General features: G+C 57.8%; 14 protein-coding genes. 12 read left to right on the forward strand and 2 right to left on the reverse strand.

Features of this window, described 5'->3' with window-relative positions; translation table 11 throughout:
* Nucleotides 1-26 precede the first annotated feature (26 nt).
* The 6 genes from mce (at nucleotide 27) to dnaE (ending at nucleotide 8,786) form a co-directional block, all read left to right on the forward strand.
* A complete protein-coding gene (mce, locus tag V1T76_RS15750; protein WP_330561613.1) occupies nucleotides 27-431 on the forward strand; it encodes a methylmalonyl-CoA epimerase in 405 nt (134 codons plus the stop codon).
* A gap of 3 nt (nucleotides 432-434) precedes the next feature.
* The gene (locus tag V1T76_RS15755) at nucleotides 435-725 is read left to right on the forward strand and encodes a DUF1467 family protein (protein WP_330561614.1); all 291 of its coding nucleotides are present in this window, start codon (nucleotides 435-437) and stop codon (nucleotides 723-725) included.
* Between the two features lie 563 nt (nucleotides 726-1,288).
* A complete protein-coding gene (proS, locus tag V1T76_RS15760) occupies nucleotides 1,289-2,617 on the forward strand; it encodes a proline--tRNA ligase (RefSeq protein ID WP_330561615.1) in 1,329 nt (442 codons plus the stop codon).
* A 124-nt stretch (nucleotides 2,618-2,741) separates the two neighbouring features.
* Nucleotides 2,742-4,046: a lipoprotein-releasing ABC transporter permease subunit gene (locus V1T76_RS15765; RefSeq protein ID WP_330561616.1), complete on the forward strand. Its 1,305-nt coding sequence runs from the start codon at nucleotides 2,742-2,744 to the stop codon at nucleotides 4,044-4,046.
* Nucleotides 4,047-4,057: 11 nt separating this feature from the next.
* Nucleotides 4,058-4,774 (forward strand): ABC transporter ATP-binding protein, encoded by a 717-nt coding sequence (locus V1T76_RS15770; RefSeq protein ID WP_442970130.1) that lies wholly within the window; start codon nucleotides 4,058-4,060, stop codon nucleotides 4,772-4,774.
* A gap of 508 nt (nucleotides 4,775-5,282) precedes the next feature.
* A complete protein-coding gene (dnaE, locus tag V1T76_RS15775; RefSeq protein ID WP_330561618.1) occupies nucleotides 5,283-8,786 on the forward strand; it encodes a DNA polymerase III subunit alpha in 3,504 nt (1,167 codons plus the stop codon).
* Between the two features lie 73 nt (nucleotides 8,787-8,859).
* Here the strand turns inward: dnaE and V1T76_RS15780 are convergent, their stop codons facing one another.
* Both V1T76_RS15780 and V1T76_RS15785 read right to left on the reverse strand, forming a co-directional pair.
* On the reverse strand, nucleotides 8,860-10,038 hold the full coding sequence (locus V1T76_RS15780) for an MFS transporter (RefSeq protein WP_330561619.1): 1,179 nt from the start codon (nucleotides 10,036-10,038) through the stop codon (nucleotides 8,860-8,862).
* A gap of 147 nt (nucleotides 10,039-10,185) precedes the next feature.
* Nucleotides 10,186-10,587, reverse strand: coding sequence for a VOC family protein (locus V1T76_RS15785; protein WP_330561620.1), 402 nt, complete (start codon nucleotides 10,585-10,587; stop codon nucleotides 10,186-10,188).
* A gap of 512 nt (nucleotides 10,588-11,099) precedes the next feature.
* Between V1T76_RS15785 and rpsB the strand changes: the two genes are divergently transcribed.
* From rpsB to V1T76_RS15815, 6 genes are all read left to right on the forward strand, one after another.
* A complete protein-coding gene (gene rpsB, locus V1T76_RS15790) occupies nucleotides 11,100-11,900 on the forward strand; it encodes a 30S ribosomal protein S2 (protein ID WP_330561621.1) in 801 nt (266 codons plus the stop codon).
* A gap of 144 nt (nucleotides 11,901-12,044) precedes the next feature.
* Nucleotides 12,045-12,962: a translation elongation factor Ts gene (gene tsf / locus V1T76_RS15795; RefSeq protein WP_330561622.1), complete on the forward strand. Its 918-nt coding sequence runs from the start codon at nucleotides 12,045-12,047 to the stop codon at nucleotides 12,960-12,962.
* 68 nt (nucleotides 12,963-13,030) lie between these two features.
* Nucleotides 13,031-13,750 carry a UMP kinase gene (pyrH, locus tag V1T76_RS15800; protein WP_330561623.1) on the forward strand — a complete coding sequence of 240 codons (720 nt, stop codon included), beginning with the start codon at nucleotides 13,031-13,033 and terminating at the stop codon, nucleotides 13,748-13,750.
* Nucleotides 13,751-13,861: 111 nt separating this feature from the next.
* Nucleotides 13,862-14,425: a ribosome recycling factor gene (gene frr / locus V1T76_RS15805; protein ID WP_006934688.1), complete on the forward strand. Its 564-nt coding sequence runs from the start codon at nucleotides 13,862-13,864 to the stop codon at nucleotides 14,423-14,425.
* A 31-nt stretch (nucleotides 14,426-14,456) separates the two neighbouring features.
* Nucleotides 14,457-15,224, forward strand: a complete 768-nt coding sequence (locus tag V1T76_RS15810; RefSeq protein ID WP_330561624.1) for an isoprenyl transferase — start codon at nucleotides 14,457-14,459, stop codon at nucleotides 15,222-15,224.
* A 15-nt stretch (nucleotides 15,225-15,239) separates the two neighbouring features.
* On the forward strand, nucleotides 15,240-16,082 hold the full coding sequence (locus V1T76_RS15815) for a phosphatidate cytidylyltransferase (RefSeq protein ID WP_330561625.1): 843 nt from the start codon (nucleotides 15,240-15,242) through the stop codon (nucleotides 16,080-16,082).
* The last annotated feature ends 9 nt before the right edge of the window (nucleotides 16,083-16,091 follow it).

Below are 16,091 nucleotides of genomic sequence, written 5' to 3' on the forward strand. Positions count from 1 at the left end.
GGCCGCCGGAAGCGGAGGTTTGTCAAATGATCGGACGGCTCAATCACGTCGCCATTGCGGTTTCGGATATCGAAGCTGCAACGGCAGTTTACCGGGATACGCTCGGGGCAGAGGTTTCGGCCAAGGAAGAGCAGCCGGATCACGGCGTCAGCACGGTGTTTATCAACCTGCCGAACACCAAGATCGAGCTGCTCGAACCGCTTGGCGAGAATTCTCCCATTGCAAAGTTCCTGGAAAAGAATCCATCGGGCGGCATTCACCATGTCTGCTATGAGGTCGACGACATCATTGCCGCGCGTGACAAGCTGCTGGCAGATGGTGCCAGGGTACTTGGCGATGGTGAACCGAAGATCGGGGCGCATGGCAAGCCTGTGCTGTTTCTCCATCCCAAGGACTTTCTCGGCACGTTGACCGAACTGGAAGAGGCTTAATTCATGTCCATCGCGTTTGGCATGGCCATCTACTTCATGCTCTGGTGGATTATCCTGTTTGCCATTCTGCCGTTCGGCTTGCGCCGGACGCAGGAGGAAGCAGGCGAGGTTGTACCTGGTTCCGAGCCAAGTGCACCCGATCGGCCGCATTTCAGCCGCGTCATTATCCTCACCACCGTAGTGACAACGGTGGTCTTTGCCGCGTATCTCGGTTTGCGCAGCTCAGGATATGGTCTCGACGACATACCGTTCCTGAATCCGCCCGCAGGCAGCTATAGCCACCCGTCCAACTGACGGGTGCGCTGTCCAGGCCGACTTGTGCCTGGCTCTGTGATTGTTCAAGTTCAGCGATAAGAAAAACGGCAGCAGGACTGCAAAGAAAAAAGGCAGAGCCAAGCTCTGCCTTTGAAAAGTTCCGCGTCTAAATTCGACCCTGTACCCTTACCATCCGGTATTCCCGTATGGCTGGGCGGCTGCTAACCAAAAGGTGCGCCTGAGGGTCCTTCCTCCCAAGACTCAGACCGCGATGTCCTTGAGCCTCTTGGCATTTCTGCCAAGGCATCTTTTTGTTATGAAGATGGAAACTAACGGATAGATTCAGTCTTGTCACCTATTTGTCGTGCACAGGCTATTTTTTTTGCTTGCCTAATTCCTTAGCGGTAATTCCTGCCAGGGTCCTTGATGCGAAACCGGCTAAAATTTAGACGGCAAACCGCAGCCAATGCCTGCATTCATGCGCTATTTTGCCCTCATTTCTGTATAAGGCAGCCCTGTCTGCGCAAAGGACTTGTATTTGGTGGCGGCTTGCGCTTTGACTGCGCACAAAACAGGCGATGCCCTAGATTGAGAGAACATTCATGCGTCTTTCCCGTTACTTCCTGCCCATCTTGAAAGAAACACCTAAGGAAGCGGAAATCGTGTCCCACCGGCTGATGCTGCGTGCCGGCATGATTCGCCAGCAATCCGCCGGAATCTATTCCTGGTTGCCGCTGGGGTTGAAGGTCTTGCGCAAGATCGAACTTATCGTGGAAGAAGAGCAGGCCAGGGCAGGGGCCATTCAACTGCTGATGCCGACGATCCAGTCTGCGGATCTGTGGCGGGAAAGCGGCCGCTATGATGCCTATGGCAAGGAGATGCTGCGCATCACCGACCGTCATGAGCGCGAGATGCTGTTCGGGCCGACCAACGAGGAGATGATCACCGACATCTTCCGCGGGTACGTGCGTTCCTACAAGGACCTGCCGCTGAACCTTTATCACATTCAGTGGAAGTTCCGTGACGAGGTGCGCCCGCGCTTCGGTGTCATGCGCGGCCGGGAATTTCTGATGAAGGATGCCTATTCCTTCGATCTCGACAAGGAATCGGCCCGCCACGCTTATAACCGGATGTTTGTCGCCTACCTGCGCACCTTTGCCCGGATGGGGTTGAAGGCGATTCCGATGAAAGCCGACACCGGGCCGATCGGTGGCGACATGAGCCACGAGTTCATCATTCTGGCCGAAACCGGCGAGAGCGAAGTGTTCTGCGACAAGTCGCTGCTGGAGCTGCCGACGCCTGCGGAAGACACGGATTTCTTCTCCGATCTCACACCGATCGTGACCGAGTGGACGACGCCTTATGCGGCGACGGACGAAATGCATGACGAAGCCGCCTTCGGTGCGCTGCCTGAAGATACCCGTGTGTCGGCACGCGGTATCGAAGTGGGTCATATCTTCTATTTCGGAACCAAGTATTCCGATGCGATGGGTGCCAAGGTCGCGACCGCTGAAGGCACCGAAGTCCCGGTCCACATGGGCTCTTATGGCGTCGGCGTTTCACGCCTTCTTGGCGCCTTGATCGAAGCCAATCATGACGAGAACGGAATCGTCTGGCCGAAATCCGTCGCGCCGTTCCATGTGGGACTGGTCAACCTGAAGCCGGGTGACGAGCTGACGGATCCGGTCTGTGAAGATCTCTATGCCAAGTTCGAAGCTGCGGGCATCGAGGTTCTTTACGATGATACGGACACACGCGCCGGTGCAAAATTTGCGACGATGGACCTGATCGGCTTGCCGTTCCAGGTCGTTGCCGGGCCGCGCGGTCTGAAAGACGGATTGCTTGAGGTCAAGGACCGGGCAACTGGGGAAAAGGAAATGCTTTCTCCGGAAGCCACCTTGAACAAGCTGACGGCGGCATTGACGGACTAACCAAGTCCGGTGATCCTCTGTGTGGGGATTCGGCCGCGGCGCTCCGCTGCGGCCAGCCGGTCTGCCGGAGCAACTCTGCTTGCAGGCTGAGCTGATTTTGGGGCTGTGCTGAACTGGATGGACAATGACAGCGGTAGATACGGCGGACATTGACGACGGTCGCAAACCGGCAGCCCCAACACGAGCTTTTTCAGCATTTGAATGGATGATCGCAGGCCGCTATCTGCGGTCCAGGCGGCGCGAGACTTTCATCTCGGTCATCGCAGGTTTTTCGTTCGCTGGCATCATGCTTGGGGTTGCGACACTGATCATCGTGATGGCGGTGATGAATGGCTTCCGGACCGAACTTCTCGGCAAGATCCTCGGTATCAATGGACATATGCTGGTTCAGCCGATCGATCAGCCGCTGACGGACTATGATGCGGTTTCCGCCCGGCTTCAGGGCGTGCCGGAGGTTGTCAGTGCGATGCCCTTCGTCGAAGGTCAGGCGCTGGTTTCCGGGCCCGCAGGGAATTTCGGAGCTCTCGTGCGCGGGCTTCACGAAAGCGATCTGCGCCGGGTGCCACTGATTGCGAATAACGTCCGCGCCGGCTCTCTGGATGGCTTCGATGCCGGCGAAGGCGTTGCGATCGGTTCGCGCATGGCACAGCAACTTGGCATTACTCTTGGCGACAACGTCACGATCATTTCGCCGCGCGGCAGCGTGACCCCCATGGGGGTGACCCCGCGGCTGAAGGCTTATCCGGTTACCGCCATCTTTGAAATCGGCATGAGCGAATATGACGCGACCTTCCTGTTCATGCCGATGGAAGAATCGCAAGCCTATTTCAACATGGACGGCAAGGCGACCGGTATCGAAGTCTATGTGGCGGACCCGGACAGGGTCGGCGCCATGAGAACCATGATCGAGGAAGCTGCGGATCGTCCGACGTTCGTGACCGACTGGCGCCAGCGCAATGTGACGTTCTTTTCGGCTCTGGAAGTCGAGCGCAATGTGATGTTCATCATCCTGACGCTGATCGTTCTGGTGGCCGCGCTCAACATCATTTCCGGCATGATCATGCTGGTGAAGGACAAGGGCAAGGACATCGCCATTTTGAGAACTATGGGTGCGACGCGCGGTTCGATCATGCGCATTTTCCTGATTACCGGTGCCAGCATCGGTTTTGTCGGAACGTTCGCCGGTTTCTTCCTCGGGCTTCTCGTTTGCCTCAATATCGAATCCATCCGTCAGTTCGTTTCCTGGATGACGAGGACCGAACTTTTCGACCCGACGCTTTACTTTCTGTCTCAGTTGCCGGCTGAAATAGACTCAGGCGAGACGATAACCGTGCTCATCATGGCGCTTGTGCTGTCGCTTATGGCGACGGTTTATCCAGCCTGGCGGGCAGCGCGGCTCGATCCTGTCGAAGCCCTGAGATATGAATAGGGAGACGGGAGATGAACATGGCCGTTGACCCCAACCAGACCCCTGGACTGGCACCCGCTGCCCTGCATCTTTCGGGCATCACCCGCAGTTTCGATGAAGGCGACCGCGAACTTCATATTCTGAACGGAGCCGACCTACGCATCGAGGCAGGCGAGATGGTTGCCCTGGTCGCCCCCTCCGGAACCGGCAAATCAACCCTCTTGCATATCGCGGGTCTGCTGGAGCGGCCTGACGACGGCGATGTGTTTCTGGGTCCGGTCAACTGTTCCGATCTGTCTGATGACGAGCGGACCGCCATTCGGCGCAATGACATCGGGTTCGTTTATCAGTTTCATCACCTGCTGCCGGAGTTTACCGCGCAGGAAAACGTGATGATGCCGCAGATGATCCGCGGTCTTTCTCGAAAAGTGGCGGCCGAGAGAGCGGACGAGCTGCTGAAATACATGCGTCTCGGGGAACGGGGCAGCCATCGCCCGTCCGAACTTTCCGGCGGGGAGCAACAGCGGGTCGCGGTTGCACGCGCGGTGGCGAATGCGCCTCGGATACTGCTGCTTGACGAGCCTACGGGAAACCTGGATCCAAATACTGCAGGGTACGTATTCGACGCCTTGCAGGCCCTGGTGCGAGCATCCGGCGTTGCAACGCTGTTTGCGACCCATAATCTGGAACTGGCAGGCCGCATGGACAGGGCGATCACGCTCGCCGATGGTCTCGTCAAGGATCTCTAGCTTTTCCCGACCGGGTCGCAGACAACAAAATCACCTCCGCAAGTCTTTCTAATCGGCCGCATACAAGTGTGGCCGCGACGGAGAACAAAGCAAAAACCCCAAGTTTTCTGCAAATTTGATTTGTATTCTGACAAGGGGAACAAAAAGGGCTTGCAAAAGGAACAAAGATGGAACATCATCCAATTACGCAATGAGCCAAGGTTGGAGGGTGTGATGATCCATATCGCTCGTGATTTTGCCGCTTTCGGTGCAATGGTTTGTTTTTGTACGACGCTCGCCGTCTGGGGTGATGTGCTGCTCTCCGTCGGGTGAGCCTTTCCCGCCGTATTAAATTCGTCCTGGCGACCCATGCCTATGCACGTTCGTTGTGATCCAGGGCTCGAGTTGCCGAAGGGTGGACGAGGCCTGCGGTAAAGAACAGCGGGAACAACTCGCCCGGCGTCTCGACAGGCATTTCCGAACGCGCTTCACTTGAGCGCTGATTCTGGAAGATGCTAAGAGAGCCGCCATGTCTGGTACAGATCCCAATATTTCTCGGTCTTCTGGTGTCGCAGAAGGTGCCGGCAACGGCTCAGGTGGTCCCGGTTACGTTCATCTTCGGGTGCATTCCGCCTTATCGCTTCTGGAAGGCGCCCTGCCGATCAAGAAGCTTCTGGACCTTGCCAAGGCTGATGATCAGCCGGCGCTTGCCATTGCCGATACCAACAATCTGTTCGGGGCGCAGGAATTTGCGACCAAGGCGTGGGGAGCCGGTATTCAGCCGATCGCCGCCTGCCAGCTTTCCGTGTTTTTCGATGATGGTCTGGAGAGCGGTCGGCGAGGCGAGCCGGCGCTATCGGATGTCGTGCTGCTTGCCATGACAGAAGCCGGTTACGGCAATCTGATGGAGCTGAGTTCTCGCGCCTTTCTCGATACGGAAACCGGTCTGAGGCCGCATGTTTCCTCCGGCTATCTTCTTTCCAAATCCGAAGGCGTTATCGTCCTGACAGGTGGCGTCGGCGGGCCGATTGGGGCCGCGCTCCTTGCCGGACGCAAGGACCTTGCAAAAAGCCGGCTTCAGACACTGGCGGATCGTTTTCCGGGCCGCTGCTACGTGGAAATTCAGCGCCACGGTATGGAACAAGAGCGCAAGACGGAAGATGCTTTTCTGGATCTGGCCTATGAGCACGGGCTGCCGCTTGTTGCCACCAACGAAGCCTTCTTTCCCAAACGCGAAGACTATGAGGCGCATGACGCCCTGATCTGCATTTCCGAGGGCAGGGTGCTGATCGAGGATGACCGCAGACGCCTGACGCCGGAACACTACTTCAAGAGTCGCGCCGAAATGTGCGCCCTTTTCGCGGATTTGCCGGAAGCGCTGGAATCAACGGTGGAGATTGCCCGCCGGTGCAGCTTCCGCCCCTTGAAGCGCGCTCCAATCTTGCCGCGCTTTGCGGGGGCTGACGCGGATCCGGAAGAAGCTGAAAAGGCAGAGGCGGAGGAGCTGATCCGCCAGGCCCGCGAGGGCTTGCGCGCACGTCTCGATGCACATGGATTGGCGCCGGGCCTTGAGGAGAAGGACTACTGGGACCGTCTCGACTATGAGACCGGTATCATCGAACGCATGAAGTTCCCCGGCTACTTCCTGATCGTTGCGGACTTCATCAAATGGGCCAAGGCGCAGGACATTCCGGTCGGGCCGGGACGTGGTTCCGGTGCAGGGTCCCTGGTCGCCTGGTCCCTGACGATTACCGACCTTGATCCCATGCGGTTCTCGCTGCTATTCGAACGCTTCCTCAACCCAGAGCGCGTGTCGATGCCTGACTTCGACATCGACTTCTGCCAGACCCGGCGTGAAGAAGTCATTCGCTATGTGCAGGAGAAATACGGCCGTCGGCAGGTGGCGCAGATCATCACCTTCGGTTCGCTTCAGGCCCGCGCGGTGTTGCGCGACGTCGGGCGCGTTCTGCAGATGCCTTACGGCCAAGTCGACCGGCTCTGCAAGCTCGTGCCTGCCAACCCCGCAAACCCGGTAACGCTCGGTCAGGCGATCGAAGAAGAGCCGCGCCTGCGAGAGGCGGCGAAGGAAGAGGAAATCGTCGAGCGCCTGCTGGGCATGGCCCAGAAGCTCGAAGGCCTTTACCGGCACGCCTCCACGCACGCGGCGGGCGTCGTTATTGGCGACAGGCCGCTGGAACAGTTGGTACCGCTCTACCGAGACCCGCGTTCTGACATGCCGGTCGCCCAGTTCAACATGAAGATGGTGGAAGAAGCCGGGCTTGTTAAGTTCGACTTCCTCGGCCTGAAGACGCTGACGGTTATCGACACTGCGGTGAAGCTCATCGAGCGGCGCGGTATCGACGTCGACGTGGCGGCCTTGCCGATTGACGACGAAAAAACCTACCAGCTCCTGGCGCGCGGCGAAACGTTCGGCGTGTTCCAGCTGGAAAGTCAGGGCATGCGCCGTGCCATTGCCGGCATGAAACCCGACCGCTTTGAAGATATCATTGCGCTGGTGGCGCTGTATCGCCCCGGACCGATGGAGAACATTCCGGTCTACAACGCGGTGAAGCACGGAGAACAGGATCCGGACTGCCTGCATCCGCTGCTCGAACCGATCCTGATGGAGACGAATGGCATCATCGTCTACCAGGAGCAGGTGATGCAGATCGCGCAGGTTCTGTCCGGCTACTCTCTCGGAGAAGCTGACCTTCTGCGCCGCGCCATGGGTAAGAAGATTGCCGCGGAAATGGAAGTCCAGCGGGCACGCTTTGTCGACGGCGCGGTGGAACGCGGCATCAACAAGAGCCACGCCGGAACGATCTTCGACCTTGTGGCGAAGTTCGCCAACTACGGCTTCAACAAGTCCCACGCAGCAGCTTATGCGCTGGTTTCCTATCATACCGCCTGGCTGAAGGCGAACCACCCGGTCGAGTTCATGGCAGCGTCCATGACACTGGATCTCGGCAATACCGAAAAGCTCGGCGACTACCGGCAGGAAGCCCGGCGCATGAAGATCGAGATCGAACCGCCTTCAATCAATCGAGGGCAGGTCTATTTTGATGTTGCCGACGGCAAGATCCTTTACGCAATGGGCGCCATAAAGGGTGTCGGTGAGCAAGCTGTTGAACACATCGTCGAGGTTCGCGGCGATAAACCATTCAAGAGCCTAGGCGATTTCGCCCGGCGGATCTCGCCCAAAGCACTCAACAAGCGCACACTTGAAAATCTGGTGGCGGCCGGTGCCTTCGATGAGCTGGAGCCGAACCGGGCGCGGGTGTTTGAAGGCCTGGACCGGATCATGGGGCTGGCGCAGCGCACGGAAGAAAACAAGACGCTCGGTCAGGACGAGCTTTTTGGTGGCAGCGACAGTGAAGAACCCTTGCAGCTTGACGAGGTTCACGGCTGGACCAACGAGGAAAAGCTTCAGCGGGAGCACTCCGCCATCGGCTTTTATCTGTCTGCCCACCCGATCGACGAATATGCCTCTGTCCTGGAGAAGATGCGGGTGCAGCCGTGGAGCCAGTTTTCGGAAGCGGTCAAGAAGGGGGCTTCCCATGGCCGCCTCGCCGGGACTGTGGTCTCCATGCAGGAACGCAAGACCAAGACCGGAAATCGCATGGGGATCGTCCGTCTTTCCGACGCGACGGGCCAGTATGAAGCGCTGCTCTTCCGTGAGAAACTCGAGCAGTTCCGTGATGCCCTGCAGGCAGGGCGTTCCGTCGTGGTGCTTGTCGGCGCCGACATGCGTGACGATGAGCCGTCCCTCAGGATAGAGCAGGTCGATCCGATCGACCAGATGGCAGCCCGCCTGCAGAAAAGCATGCGCGTCTTTGTTCGCGACGAGCGCCCAATCCCTAGCCTCGCCAAGCAGTTGCAGGTGAGGGGGGAAGGCGATGTGACGGTGATCGTTCTTCTGGAAAACGGTGCGCGTGAGGTGGAAGTCAAGCTTCCGGGGCGTTTCCGTCTATCCCCGGAAATTGCCGGGGCATTGAAGGCGGTGCCAGGCGTCACCGACGTTCAGGTTGCCTGAGGTGGCTGGAAAGCACCTTCCCTAAAGCACATTATGGTGGGCTTGCAGCGTCGGAGCCCTACCGGTTTTTAAGTCAATTGGTTTGCCCGGAAGTTACCTGACCTTGCATCTTTTTCAGACAACACAGCGTCAAGAACGCGACGGTACTTATGGCTGCCAAAAGGTTTAAGACAGACGTCGGGCCGGTATGGACCAGCACTGCGGCAAGAGCAGGTGGGGCAAGCGCGTTGATGAGGTGCATTGGAAGGGCGATCGCAGACATGGCGGCCGCATAGTCTGCCTTGCTGAAAAAGGCCAGCGGCATGGTTGCGCGGGCGACCGCAAACGCACCGCTGCCAAGGCCGAAAAGACAAAGATACACTGTGATCGTCATCGAGTTTTTTCCGCCCAAGGCAATGGCCAACAAACCGAGCGGAAGGACAATGCCGGAGACGAGCGCGGTTGATAGCCCGTCCCAGTTCCTGCCACCGAGCACGTCAATCAAACGTCCGCCAACCTTGAAAATGCCGAGAAGAGAAGCGACTGCGACAGCGGAGGCAAGGTCACTGCCGAGCGCACGAAAAAGTTCAATACCGATGGCATCAATACCGAAGGTGACGAAACTGTTGAGAGCTATCGCCAGAACAACGAGCAGAAAAATCGGTTTGCGAGCATATCTGATCTTAGCTCCCGTTTCAGTTGTTGCCATTGCCTTTGAGGTTTCAGGCAGACCCAGATAGAGGGCAGGAGCAACGAGGAAGGTCATGCCGCCTGCATAAAACAGGATCGTGATCCTCCAGCCAGTAACATCGAAAAGAAAAGCCGTTACGGGCCAGAAAACACTGCCCGCAAGTCCGGTAACAAGCATCAGGCTGCCAATCATGCCACGGGCCGCTTGATCGGCATGTTCTGCAAGGTAGGCATAGGCTGCGGTGGTCAGAAACAAGGCTCCTGCAACCCCAACAATACCCCAGCCGAGCAGAAAAAGTTCTACCGAGGTGCTGCGCGATACAAGGCAAAGGCTTGCCCCGATCAAGGTTGCGCCGGTGGCCATTGATCTTCTTGGACCGAAACGGCCGATGAGACGACCTGCCCAGGGAGACGTGATTCCCATCGCGACGAACATGATAGATGTGCCGAAAAAAACAGTCGTCAGATCTACTCCGAGGTCTCTCGAAACCTGCGTGGCGAGAACAGGCAAGCTGCTGACGGTGCCCCAGCCAAAAACTTGTGTTGCAGCGAGAAGAGAAAAGACGAGCAAGTGACTGTTCATCTGTCATCACTAGCGCCTTTTCTTGACACTTTGATTTCCGCCGTAAATTGCTAGCCTGTGTTCGGAACCGGACCGTCGGATGGCGGTCGTTGACTTTATCAGTGGTGCCGGCGTCACGCACGTTCAGGTTGCCTAGGCTGAAATAGCCTAGACCCCGGCTGGCCAGATGAGTTCCAGCCGGATACCGCCGGGCTCTGTGAACATCATGTGCCTGCGTGGGCCGCCGCCGAGAAGTTCCGGCTCGAATTCGATTGCAATACCCGGCCAAGTGCGAATCCTGGCCGCGAGGTCAAGAAGCTGTTCCTCGCTTTCAACTTCCAGCGCCACGTGGTGCAGTCCGATATTTGTCTTGCGGTCGAATGATGTCATGGGCTGCGAGCGTTCGGCTTGCCAGAGGGTAAAACGGGCTGTGCCGTCCGAAACAGTGGTGCGCGGATAGGCTTCATCGCGCGCCAGCAGTTTCCAGCCGAGCACTTCGGTGAAAAATTCGGTGGTCTGGTCCAGGTCCCGGACAGTGAGACCGAGGTGGTTAATGCCTTTGGTGGTCAAGATGAGGCTCCGTGGAGAGTAGCGGGAGCATATCCATACACGGACGAAGTGATTGCGTCGTCCCGTCAGGGATGAGCGACGACAGCTGTTCCGCCGAAGATTTTGACCAAACGGCTGAAAGAATTGAAAGAATGCGCAATCATCGATCGTAACGGAAGGGAGTGTCTGCAGACCGGCGGAGGGCGGGAGCTGTTTGGCCTGCTGTCCCCCATTTGGTGCATGGTTGCAAAAGTGGTCACGGACTGATGCTTAGAAGATCGAAGACGGAAAATAGGGCGGAATAGCACCAAGTTTGCCGGCGATGCGCGTAAAGGTCTGCAAAGGTGCAAAACCGGCAAGAAAACGAGCCTTTAGGCCTTGAAATAAAATTGCTAGCCCACTATAAGGCGCGCATTCCACACGCAAGGGGCGGAAACCGAGCTTATCGGGGTCCTTCCGGTGGCCGAAGGGAAATCTCTCCGGTCCACATCCTCTTGCGGAGGTTAAACCGGAAAACTCAGGAGATAAGGGCCATGTCATTGCCCGATTTCACCATGCGTCAGCTGCTGGAAGCTGGCGTCCACTTTGGTCACCAGAAGCACCGTTGGAACCCGCGCATGGGTCAGTACATCTTTGGTGTACGCAACGATGTTCACATCATGGACCTGTCCCAGACCGTTCCGCTTCTGCACCAGGCACTCAAGGCCGTGTCCGACACGGTTGCCGGCGGTGGCCGCGTTCTGATCGTCGGTACCAAGCGCCAGGCACAGGAAGCCGTTGCTTCTGCAGCGCGTAACTCCGCTCAGTATTATGTCAACGCACGTTGGCTCGGCGGCATGCTGACGAACTGGAAGACCATCTCCCAGTCGATTCAGCGCCTGCGCAAGCTGGAAGAAACCCTGTCTTCCGACGCTGCCAACGCTCTGACCAAGAAAGAGCGTCTGTTCATGGACCGCGAGCGCGAAAAGCTTGAGCGGAACCTTGGCGGCATCAAGGACATGGGCGGCATTCCGGACCTGATCTTCGTGATCGACACCAACCGTGAAGCCATTGCCATCCAGGAAGCCCGTCGTCTGGGTATCCCGGTTGCTGCAATCCTCGATTCCAACTCCAACCCGGAAGGCATCACCTATCCGGTGCCGGGTAACGATGATGCTGGCCGCGCCCTGTCGCTCTACTGCGACCTGATTGCACGTGCTGCCATCGACGGTATCTCCCGTGCACAGGGTGCTTCCGGCATGGACATCGGCGAATCGGAAGAAGCACCGGTTGAAGAAGTTCTTGCTGAAGCTCCCGAAGAAGCTCCGGCTGAAGCAGCAGCTGCTGAGGCTTAAGCCTCTCCTGCCGTGGCTAGCCACGGCAGAATACTGTTGAAATTCGCAAGGCGGGCTGCACTTTGTTGCAGCCCCGTCATAAAGACGCGGAAAGCCATCGGCTAAACCGTGTCTGATCTGAAACCCCCATGCACGAGGCAATCGATGAGCATTACCGCTGCGATGGTAAAGGAGCTCCGCGAGAAATCCGGCGCTGGCATGATGGACTGCAAGACCGCCCTGACTGAAGCGGGTGGCGATATGGAAGCAGCCGTTGACTGGCTGCGCACCAAAGGCCTGGCCAAGGCTGCCAAGAAGGCTGGCCGTGTGGCTGCTGAAGGCCTGGTCGGTGTTGCCGCTGACGGCAACAAGGCTGCAGTGATCGAACTCAACTCCGAAACCGACTTCGTTGCTCGCAACGAAGGGTTCCAGGAGCTGGTTTCCAACGTTGCCAAGGTCGCCGTCAGCACCGATGGTTCCGTTGAAGCCGTTTCCGCTGCAAATCTCGACGGCAAGCCGGTTGCAGAGGCGATCACTGACGCAATCGCCACGATCGGCGAAAACATGACCCTGCGCCGTACCGCGGTTCTGGCCGTGAACGAAGGCGTTGTCGCGACCTACGTTCATAGCGCCGTTTCCGACGGTCTGGGCAAGATCGGCGTTCTGGTGGCTCTGGAATCTGCAGGCGACAAGGACAAGCTGAACGGTCTCGGCCGTCAGATTGCCATGCACGTTGCTGCAACCAGTCCGCTGGCTCTGAACACCGATGAGTTGGATCCGGCTGTTGTCGAGCGTGAGAAGTCCGTTTTCTCCGAACAGGCACGCGAATCCGGCAAGCCGGAAAACATCATTGAAAAAATGGTGGAAGGTCGTTTGCGCAAATTCTACGAGGAAGTTACCCTCGTGAAGCAGGCCTTTGTGATCAATCCGGATCAGACGGTTGAGCAGGCCGTAGAGGCGCTCGCGAAAGAAATCGGCGCTGAAGTCAAACTTACCGGCTTTGTCCGCTTCGCCATCGGCGAAGGGATCGAGAAGGAAGAGCAAGACTTCGCCGCAGAGGTGGCAGCAGCCACCGGGCAGTAAGCTCAAGGAAAAGCGCCGGCAAGTCCGGCGCTTTTTTTTTAGAAAGACATTTTAAAAAGGGTGCACCCATGACGAATTCCTTGCGCTGGAAACGGATCCTTCTGAAACTCTCCGGCGAGGCCCTGATGGGATCGCAGGCTTTTGGAATTGACCCGGCCATTGTGCAAAGGATCGCCAAGGAAATTGCCGACGCAGTGGCTCTCGGGGCCCAGGTCGGCGTTGTCGTCGGTGGTGGCAATATCTTTCGCGGTGTCGCCGTTGCCGCCAAAGGTGGCAACCGTGTGACCGGCGACCACATGGGTATGCTGGCAACCATCATGAACAGCCTGACGCTGGCAGACGCGCTGCGCCGCCTGAAAGTCAACGCCCGTGTTCTGTCCGCCGTCTCGGTGCCCTCGATTTGCGAGACTTTCTCGCAGCGTGTCGCCGACCGCTACATGGAAGACGGCGACGTGATCATCTTTGCGGGTGGTACCGGCAACCCCTTCTTCACCACGGACAGCGGCGCAGCACTGCGGGCTGCCGAGATGAAATGCGACGCTTTCCTGAAGGGGACGCAGGTGGATGGCGTCTATTCGGAAGACCCGAAGGTCAATCCGAACGCAGAACGCTACGAGACGCTCGGTTATGACGAAATCATAACCCGGAACCTGAAAGTCATGGACACCACGGCCATTGCCCTGGCGCGCGACAATTCCATTCCTGTCATTGTGTTTTCCATTCATACGCCCGGCGCCCTCGTCAGCGTGCTTCAGGAAACCGGCACCTACACCGTCGTGGGTGACTGAAAGTTTTAAGAACCAATCCCGGTTCAAGCTCTTGTGTTTCGGTGCGTTTATGCCATGTTGGCGCGCGCCGAGACTCTATTCAGCCAAGCATAAAACAACAGTGAGGATAAAATGTCGGTAGAAGGTGTGGACCTTGATGATCTGAAGCGCCGCATGCAGGGAGCCTTGTCGGTTCTGAAAACGGAATTTGCCGGTCTGCGCACCGGCCGTGCGTCTTCGTCCATGATGGATCCGATTACCGTTGAAGCCTACGGACAGTCCATGCCGATCAACCAGGTAGCCACCGTCTCCGTTCCCGAACCTCGTATGCTGGCAGTTCAGGTCTGGGACAAGAGCATGGTATCGGCCGTCGAAAAGGCGATCCGTGAATCCAATCTGGGCCTGAACCCGGTTGTAGACGGCATGCTGCTGCGTTTGCCAATTCCCGAGCTCAACCAGGAACGCCGCCAGGAACTTATCAAGGTGGCTCACAAATACGCTGAACAGGCGAAGGTTTCTATCCGTCACGTCCGCCGTGATGGCATGGACGCCGCCAAAAAGGCGGAAAAAGACGGTGACATTTCCCAGGACGACAGCCGGGTTGCCTCCGACGAAGTGCAGAAGTTGACCGATCAGATGATTGCGGAAGTCGACAGCATGCTGGAGAAAAAAGAGCAGGAAATTTCCCAGGTCTGATTGACCTGGGGAGTGTGAGTTGGGGGAGCAAATGAGCGTCAGCCCGGACCGCAACCTGCATGCACCTGCTGCGGATGATACCGGTGCGAAAATGCCCCGTCATGTTGCCTTCATCATGGATGGCAACGGACGATGGGCAACCGCGCGTGGTTTGCCGCGCACCGAAGGTCACCGGCAGGGCCTTGCAGCGCTGCGCAAGGTTATCCGTCATGCTGGCCGTGTCGGCATCGAAACCATCACGATCTACAGCTTCTCCTCTGAAAACTGGAACCGCCCCCAGGCGGAAGTCTCCTTCCTGATGGGGCTGCTGCGCCGCTTCGTGCAGCGAGACCTCAGCGAGCTTCACGAAGCCAATGTGCGTATCCGTATCATTGGCGAGCGCACTGATCTGGAACCGGGAATCCTTGCGCTTCTCAAGGAAGCTGAAGACCTGACCCGTCACAACACCGGCCTCAACCTGGTGGTTGCCTTCAACTATGGTGCTCGGTCTGAAATCGTGCGCGCGGCACAGGAGCTGGCTGAAAAGGTTCAGGCGGGCGAAATGCAGCCAGCCGACATTACCGAAGATGCGATTACGGCAGCACTGGACACATCCGGGCTGCCGGATCCGGACCTCATCATTCGCACGAGCGGCGAAATGCGCCTGTCCAATTTCCTTCTTTGGCAGGCAGCCTATTCCGAATTCTATTTTTGCGATGTTTACTGGCCGGACTTCGATGAAACGGCCTTCGACAAGGCTTTGAGCTGTTTCTGCAGTCGCGAGCGCCGATATGGCGGCCTCGACGCCAAGGCAAACTGACCTCCGGCTCGAGCAATGGCAGAACCCGACCAGCACCCTAAAAAACTCTCCGACCTTCGTCTCAGGTTTCTTTCGGCTCTCGTTCTGGGCCCGCTTGTTCTGCTGATCACCTATCTTGGCGGTCTGTCCTTTGCCGCGCTGACGCTTGCTGCATCCGGCCTGTTTCTCTGGGAGTGGTTTTCGATCACAGGTACCCCGGCAAAGTCGGCAAGTGCCCTGACCGGTTTCGGCACGCTTTTGGCAATCGCAATCCTGTGCGTGACCGGGCATCCGGGTCTTGGCCTTGCAGCAATGGTGGCAGGCGCTTTGATTGCCTATGCTACCGGCGGCTTTTCGAAGACCGGACGTTGGGCGATCGAAGGGATCGTCTATAGTGGGCTTGCCCTGTTTTCACTGCTTGCGCTTCGCGAAGGCAGTGAAGGACTGTTGGTGGCGTTTTTCCTGGTGTTCGTGGTCTGGGCAACCGACATCTTTGCCTATTTTACCGGTCGCGCATTGGGCGGACCCAAGCTTTGGCCGCGCGTCTCCCCTAAGAAAACCTGGTCCGGGGCCATTGGGGGACTGGTTCTCGCCACGCTGTTCGGCACGGGTGTTGCCCTTGTCGCGAATGCACAGCACCTTGTGCTTTGGGCTTTGTTGGCTGCCGGTCTCTCGGTTGTCTCGCAGGCTGGAGATCTTCTGGAATCGGCCATCAAGCGGCGGTTCGATGTCAAGGATTCCAGCCGGCTTATTCCCGGACATGGCGGCATCATGGACCGGATCGACGGACTGGTGGCTGCCGCAATCTTCGCCGTGCTGATTGGCCTTGTGGCAGGCGGCAGCCTTGCGGATCCGCTTGCCGGTCTCGGTCTGATCTAAATTTGGAGT

Origin of the sequence: Roseibium sp. FZY0029 (assembly GCF_036350355.1) — a bacterium.
Taxonomy (GTDB): domain Bacteria; phylum Pseudomonadota; class Alphaproteobacteria; order Rhizobiales; family Stappiaceae; genus Roseibium.